General features: G+C 67.6%; 7 protein-coding genes. All 7 read right to left on the bottom strand.

Annotated features, from left to right (window positions below):
- Window positions 1–187, bottom strand: a 187-nt coding sequence (locus tag AC2VOP_RS04760; RefSeq protein WP_486959876.1) for a hypothetical protein, incomplete at its 3' end; no start/stop codon positions are given.
- Window positions 187–2,133 carry a translational GTPase TypA gene (typA, locus tag AC2VOP_RS04755; RefSeq protein WP_486959875.1) on the bottom strand — a complete coding sequence of 649 codons (1,947 nt, stop codon included), beginning with the start codon at window positions 2,131–2,133 and terminating at the stop codon, window positions 187–189. The genes AC2VOP_RS04760 and typA, both read right to left, overlap by 1 nt.
- A gap of 46 nt (window positions 2,134–2,179) precedes the next feature.
- Window positions 2,180–2,635, bottom strand: coding sequence for a MarR family winged helix-turn-helix transcriptional regulator (locus tag AC2VOP_RS04750; protein WP_486959874.1), 456 nt, complete (start codon window positions 2,633–2,635; stop codon window positions 2,180–2,182).
- 6 nt (window positions 2,636–2,641) lie between these two features.
- Window positions 2,642–3,379 carry a respiratory nitrate reductase subunit gamma gene (gene narI / locus AC2VOP_RS04745; protein WP_486959873.1) on the bottom strand — a complete coding sequence of 246 codons (738 nt, stop codon included), beginning with the start codon at window positions 3,377–3,379 and terminating at the stop codon, window positions 2,642–2,644.
- Between the two features lies 1 nt (window position 3,380).
- Complete coding sequence (narJ, locus tag AC2VOP_RS04740; RefSeq protein ID WP_486959872.1) at window positions 3,381–4,043, bottom strand: nitrate reductase molybdenum cofactor assembly chaperone; 663 nt, start codon at window positions 4,041–4,043, stop codon at window positions 3,381–3,383.
- The gene (gene narH / locus AC2VOP_RS04735) at window positions 4,040–5,656 is read right to left on the bottom strand and encodes a nitrate reductase subunit beta (protein ID WP_486959871.1); all 1,617 of its coding nucleotides are present in this window, start codon (window positions 5,654–5,656) and stop codon (window positions 4,040–4,042) included. The genes narJ and narH overlap by 4 nt, the downstream gene beginning before the upstream one ends.
- The coding region (locus AC2VOP_RS04730) for a molybdopterin dinucleotide binding domain-containing protein (RefSeq protein WP_486959870.1) at window positions 5,656–6,185 on the bottom strand (530 nt) is incomplete at its 5' end. The genes narH and AC2VOP_RS04730, both read right to left, overlap by 1 nt.

The following is a 6,185-nucleotide window of genomic DNA, read 5'->3' as shown; positions in this document are numbered from 1 at the left end:
CGATCGAGTCGACACCCATGATGACTTGGCTGATCCGCACCGGCGGCGGGGGGACGTTTTCGGTGGTGCGGGTGCTCTGCGGCGCCGGCGGCGGGTTAACCGTACACGCGGAGACCAGCAACATCCAGGACGAAACCAGCGCGCCGGCCGTCGTGCGGGCGCGGCGAGCTGATTGCGACACGCCCATCAGGGTATCGGGCGCCCGCGCATCACCACGCGGGTCTTGGCGCGAGCCCGGCTGCGGGCGCGCTGAGTGGCGTCGAGCTCCACCTTGCGCACCCGTACCACCTCCGGGGTGACCTCGACACATTCATCGGGCGCGCAGAACTCCATGGCCTGCTCGAGGTCCAACTCGATCGGCTTGGCCAGCGTCTCGAGGACGTCCGCCGTCGACGACCGCACGTTGGTCAGCTTCTTCTCCCGCGTGACGTTGACGTCGAGGTCCTCGGGTCGCGGGTTGATCCCGGCCACCATGCCTTCGTAGGTGTCTTGACCCGGCTCGACGAAGAAGGTGCCGCGGTCGGCCAGCTGCCCCAGCGCATACGGCGTGATCGTGCCGGCCCGGTCGCTCACCAGCGAGCCGGTGTGCCGCCCTCGGATCTCGCCGGCCCACGGCCGGTACCCATCGAACACCGCGTTGGCGATGCCGGTGCCGCGGGTTTCGGTGAGAAAGTCGGTGCGCCAACCGATCAGGCCGCGGCTGGGCACGGCGAAATCCATCCGTACCCAACCGGTGGCGTGATTGGTCATTTCGACCATGCGGCCCCGGCGGGCAGCCATCAGCTGGGTGACGGCGCCCACGTAGGCGTGCGGGCAGTCGATGGTCAACGCCTCGTACGGCTCGTGCAGTTGGGCGTCGATGGTCTTGGTCACCACCTGCGGCTTGCCGACGGTCAGCTCGAATCCCTCCCGGCGCATCTGTTCGACCAACACCGCCAGCGCGAGCTCGCCACGGCCCTGCACCTCCCAGGCATCAGGCCGGCCGATGTCGAGGACCCGGATCGACACGTTGCCCACCAGCTCGGCGTCCAGCCGGTTGCGGATCATGCGGGCGGTCAGCTTGTGCCCGGACACCTTGCCGGCCAGCGGTGAGGTGTTGGTGCCGATTGTCACCGAAATCGCGGGTTCGTCGACCGTGATGCGCGGCAACGCTTTCGGGGCGGCCGGGCCGGCTGGGTCGGCTGGGTCCGCTGGGTCCGCTAGGGTGTCGCCGATCATGATGTCGCCGATGCCGGCGACCGCGACGATGTCGCCGGCCGCAGCCTCGTCGGTGGGGGTGCGGTCCACACCCTCGGTGACCAGCAGCTCGGTGATCTTGGCGGCAGCGACGACGGGCTGCCCGTCGACCTCGCGCAGCCACGCCACCTGCTGGCCCCTGCGGATGCGCCCGTTGTAGACGCGGATCAGGGCCAGCCGGCCCAGGAAGGTCGACGCGTCGAGGTTGGTGACCAGCGCCTGCAGCGGGGCGTCCGGGTCGCCGGACGGGCCCGGGACGTGCTGCTGCAGCACGTCGAACAGCGGGTCGAGGTTGTCCCCGTCGGGGATCTGGCCGTCGGCGGGTGCGATGGTGCTGGCCACCCCGGCCCGCCCCGAGGCATACAGCGTCGGCAGGCCCAGCGCGTGCTCGGCGGCCCGCTGGGCCTCGTCGTCCAGGTCGCTGGCCACGTCGAGCAGAAGGTCGTGGGAGGCTTCGACCACCTCGGCGATCCGCGCGTCGGGGCGGTCGGTCTTGTTGACCACCAGGATCACCGGCAGGTGCGCGGCCAGCGCCTTGCGCAGCACGAACCGGGTCTGCGGCAACGGGCCTTCGGACGCGTCGACCAGCAACAGCACCCCGTCGACCATCGACAGCCCGCGCTCCACCTCGCCGCCGAAGTCAGCGTGACCGGGTGTGTCGATGACGTTGATGACGGTGACGGTGCCGTCCGGATGCACGCGGTGTACCGCCGTGTTTTTGGCCAGAATGGTGATGCCTTTTTCCCGCTCCAAATCGCCGGTGTCCAGCACGCGTTCTTGGGCCTCGCCGCGTTCGTGCAGCGCACCGGACTGGCGCAGCATGGCGTCGACCAGGGTGGTTTTCCCGTGGTCGACATGGGCGACGATGGCGACGTTGCGGAAAGCGCAGGAGTTCACCGGCCGATTCTCGCAGCGTGGGCACCGATCCCGAAAACGTGCTCGGCTACACACCGAGCGGTGATTCGGCGGTCATCCGTTTGACCTCTTCCAGGTGCAGCGCGGTCAGCGATTCGAGCCGCCCCGCCGCCGCCTCGGTGATCCGCAGCCGGATCACCCGCCGGTCGTCGGCGTCGCGAACCCGGTTGACCAGCCCGGCCGCCTCCGCCCGCTGGATCAGCTCGCCGGCGCTGTGGTGACGCAGCAACAGGTACTCGGCGACGTCACCGACCGTCGGCCCCCGCGAGTCGGTGTGGCCGCGGATGGCCAGCAGCAGCTGGTGTTGCATCGGGGTCAGACCGGCCGCCTGCGCCTGGTCGGCGCTCCACCGCTGGAAGCGGCGCAGCCGAGTGCGCAGCACCAGCAACCGGGTGTAGACGTCATCCGGCAGGCTGCCGCCGTCGCCGGCGTGCTGGCCGTCGACGCCGCCCGAGGTGGCGGCTTTGTCGGTGCTGCCCGGCATTGGTGCTCACCACCCGCGGCGCTGCGGGGTCGACAGCAGCTGGCCGTTGGACGCCGCCTCCCGGCTGCGGTAGACGACATAGGGACGAAACAGATACCAGATCGGTGCGCTGAAGGCGTGCACGAGCCGGGTGAATGGCCACAGGATGAACAGCGTCAGCGCGATCAGCACGTGTATCTGGTAGTAGATCGGCGCCTGGGCCATCATGTCTCCCCGCGGATCCAGGTACCAGATGGAACGGAACCAGATCGACACCGAGTTTCGGTAGTCGTGTGCCGCGCCGTAGTTGGTGGCCCCCATCAACGTGCAGGCCATCCCCGCCACCAGCGCGCTCACCAGCACCGCATACATCAGCTTGTCGTTGACGGTGGTGGCCAGAAACACCGACCGCTGCGACCTGCGCCGGTAGATCAGCAACCCCAGGCCCGTCACCGTGGCCAGCCCCGCCGGCAGGCCCAACAGCAGCGCCTGCAGGTGGTAGACGTGGTCACTCATCCCCAGCGCCTTCGTCCAGGACTGCGGGATGAACAGTCCCATCACGTGACCGGCGATCACCACGAAGGCGCCGTAGTGAAACATCGGACTGCCGATCCGCAACAACCTGGACTCGTAAAGCTGCGACGACCGACTGGTCCAGCCGAACTTGTCGTAGGTGTAGCGCCACCAAGTTGCCACCGCGAAGACCGCGAGCGTCACGTACGGCGCGACATTCCAGAAAATCCGGGCGGCGTCCAGCTCGAGCATGTCATCCTTCCTCGGTGCGCCTCGGCGGCACGGTCAAGGTAAATGTTTGCAGCCCAACGCTTTCCGCCGGTGGGCCGGACTGCGCCAGCTGCTGTGCCCGTTGCACCTCGGAATCGGTCACCGCGGGCAGTGTTTCGCACACCGCGGCGATGGTGTGCGCATAGGGCGACCCGGCGTCGGTCAACGACCGCAGCAGCACGTCGATCGGCACCCGGTGCTCGACCAGCAGCCGGCGCCCCGCCTCGGGGTCGACCGTGGCAGCGAATTCCAGCAGCACCGGCAGGTGATCGGGGCCTTCGTCTTTCGGCGGCTCGACACCGGCCTCCCGGTACGCGGTGGCGAACGCGAGAATCTGCATGCCGCGGTTGCGGGTGTCGCCGGCGGTCCAATAGGTCAGGTACATCGTCGAGCGGCGGCGCAGGTCGAAGGTGTCCACATAGTCGGTGGCGGCAGTCATCGGGTCCGTGGCGCGCAGCGCGGCAACGGTGCGGCCCAACAGCTCTGCCGCGGTCCCGTGCAGGTGTTCCATCAGGTTCTCAACGGTGGCGAGTCGCTGCCCGTGCTCCTCGTCGGGGTAGGCCAGCAGCAGCGACGCCGCCTGCCACACCGCCCGGTCGGCGAGCCCGCCGTCCTGTTCGTGCCGGGAACGGGTGGACAGCTTCATGGTGTCGACCGTTCCGGGAACATGTCGCCCGGTATCTCGCCGCCGTCCCACTCCAGCAGGTTCGTCTTCCTCCGGCGGGGGCCGTTCTCGGTGATGTGGAACGCCTCTTTCGGCACCGCCCCCGCCTCGCCTTCGGCTGCGCCGAACGGCTCCTTGTAGTCCTCGTAAGAGGTCACCGAGCAGCCCATGTGCTCCAGTTCGTGCGCCTTTTCGGCGTAGGCGGTCGGGATGACGTAGCGCTCCTCGTATTTCGCGATCGCCAGCAGCCGATACATCTCATACATCTCTTCCTCGCTCATCCCGACCGACTCCGGGATGTGCGGTTGGGTCTGGCGCCCGAGGTTGATGTCGCGCATGTAGGAGCGCATCGCGGCCAGCCGGCGCAGCACCGCCTCGACGACCGTGGTGTCACCGGAAGTGAACAGCTCGGCCAGGTAGGCCATCGGGATGCGCAGCGCGTCCAGCGCGCCGAACAGGTTGCCCAGGTCCTCGCCGTCGTGCCCGTCTCGGCTGACCGCGTCGACCACCGGCGACAGTGGTGGGACATACCAGACCATCGGCATGGTCCGGTACTCCGGGTGCAGCGGCAACGCCACCTTGTAGGTGTTGATCAGCGCATAGACCGGTGAGCGCTGCGCGGCCTCGATCCACTCGTCGGAGATGCCTTCGGCCCGCGCGCCGGCGATCACCTCCGGGTCGGTCGGATCCAGGAAGACGCTGCGCTGCGCCTCATAGAGATCGGTGTCGTTGGCCACCGACGCCGCCTCGGTCACCCGGTCGACGTCGTAGAGCATCAGCCCGATATAGCGCAGCCGGCCGACGCAGGTCTCCGAGCAGATAGTGGGCAGGCCGACCTCGATCCGCGGATAACAGAAATGACACTTCTCCGCCTTGCCGGTCTTGTGGTTGAAATACACCTTCTTGTAGGGGCATCCGGACACGCACAGCCGCCAACCGCGGCAGCGGTCCTGGTCGACCAGCACGATGCCGTCCTCGCTGCGCTTGTACATCGCGCCGGACGGGCAGGACGCCACGCACGACGGGTTGAGGCAGTGCTCGCAGATCCGCGGCAGGTAGAACATGAAGGTGTTTTCGAACTCGGTTTTGACCTCGTGGCCGACTTGGCTGATCTTCTTCAGGATCGGGTCGTCAGGCAGGATCTCCGGCGACCCGGCCAGGTTGTCGTCCCAGTTGGGGCCCCACTCGACCTTCATCGCGTCGCCGGTGATCTGGCTGCGCGGCTTGGCCACCGGGAGGGTGTCGCCCAGCGGAGCCGCAATCAGGTTCTCGTAGTCGTAGGTCCACGGCTCGTAATAGTCGCGCATCCGCGGCAGCCGCGGGTTGGCGAAGATCCGGGTCAGCCTGTGGATCCGCCCGCCGTCGCGCAGCTGCAACCGGCCCTTCTTGCCCAGCGTCCATCCGCCGTGCCAGCGGTCCTGGTCTTCGTAGGTGCGTGGATATCCCACACCCGGACGGGTTTCCACGTTGTTGAACCACACGTATTCGGTTCCCGCCCGGTTAGTCCAAGCCTGCTTGCAGGTGACCGAGCAGGTGTGGCAGCCGATGCATTTGTCGAGGTTCATCACCATCGCTATCTGCGCCATGACTCGCATCAGTACGTCACCTCCTGAGCGCGCCGACGCACGATGGTCACCTCGTCACGCTGGTTGCCGGTCGGACCCAGATAGTTGAACGCGAACGCGTGCTGGCCGTAGCCGCCGGCCAGGTGGCTGGGTTTGACCCGCACCCGGGTCAGCGAGTTGTGGGTGCCGCCGCGTTTGCCGGTCCCTTCGGTGCGCGGGGTGTCCACGGTGCGCTCCTGCACGTGGTAGACGAACACCACGCCGTCAGGCATGCGTTGCGACACAATCGCCCGGCACACGAAGATTCCGTTGGCGTTCTCCGCTTCCACCCAATCGTTGTCGTGCACACCGATTTTCGCTGCATCGCCGGGACTCATCCACATGGTCGGGCCGCCGCGCGACAGCGTCAGCATGTACAGGTTGTCCTGATAGGTGGAGTGGAACGACCACTTGGAGTGCGGAGTCACGTACCGCACCGTCAACCCGATGCCGTCGTCGGTCGGGCCCAGCTCGGGGGCGTCGAACAGCCTGGCCATGTCCAGCGGCGGACGGAACACCG

The organism is Mycobacterium sp. TH-M106 (genome assembly GCF_057473765.1).
The sequence above is the reverse complement of the archived record's forward strand: the minus strand, read 5'-3'. Positions and strand labels throughout refer to the sequence as shown.

Bases quoted from the DNA above. Each gene is read 5' to 3' on its own strand.
- AC2VOP_RS04750 (WP_486959874.1), bottom strand. From the start codon at position 2,635: ATGCCGGGCAGCACCGACAAAGCCGCCACCTCGGGCGGCGTCGACGGC.
- narI (WP_486959873.1), bottom strand. From the start codon at position 3,379: ATGCTCGAGCTGGACGCCGCCCGGATTTTCTGGAATGTCGCGCCGTAC.
- narJ (WP_486959872.1), bottom strand. From the start codon at position 4,043: ATGAAGCTGTCCACCCGTTCCCGGCACGAACAGGACGGCGGGCTCGCC.
- narH (WP_486959871.1), bottom strand. From the start codon at position 5,656: ATGCGAGTCATGGCGCAGATAGCGATGGTGATGAACCTCGACAAATGC.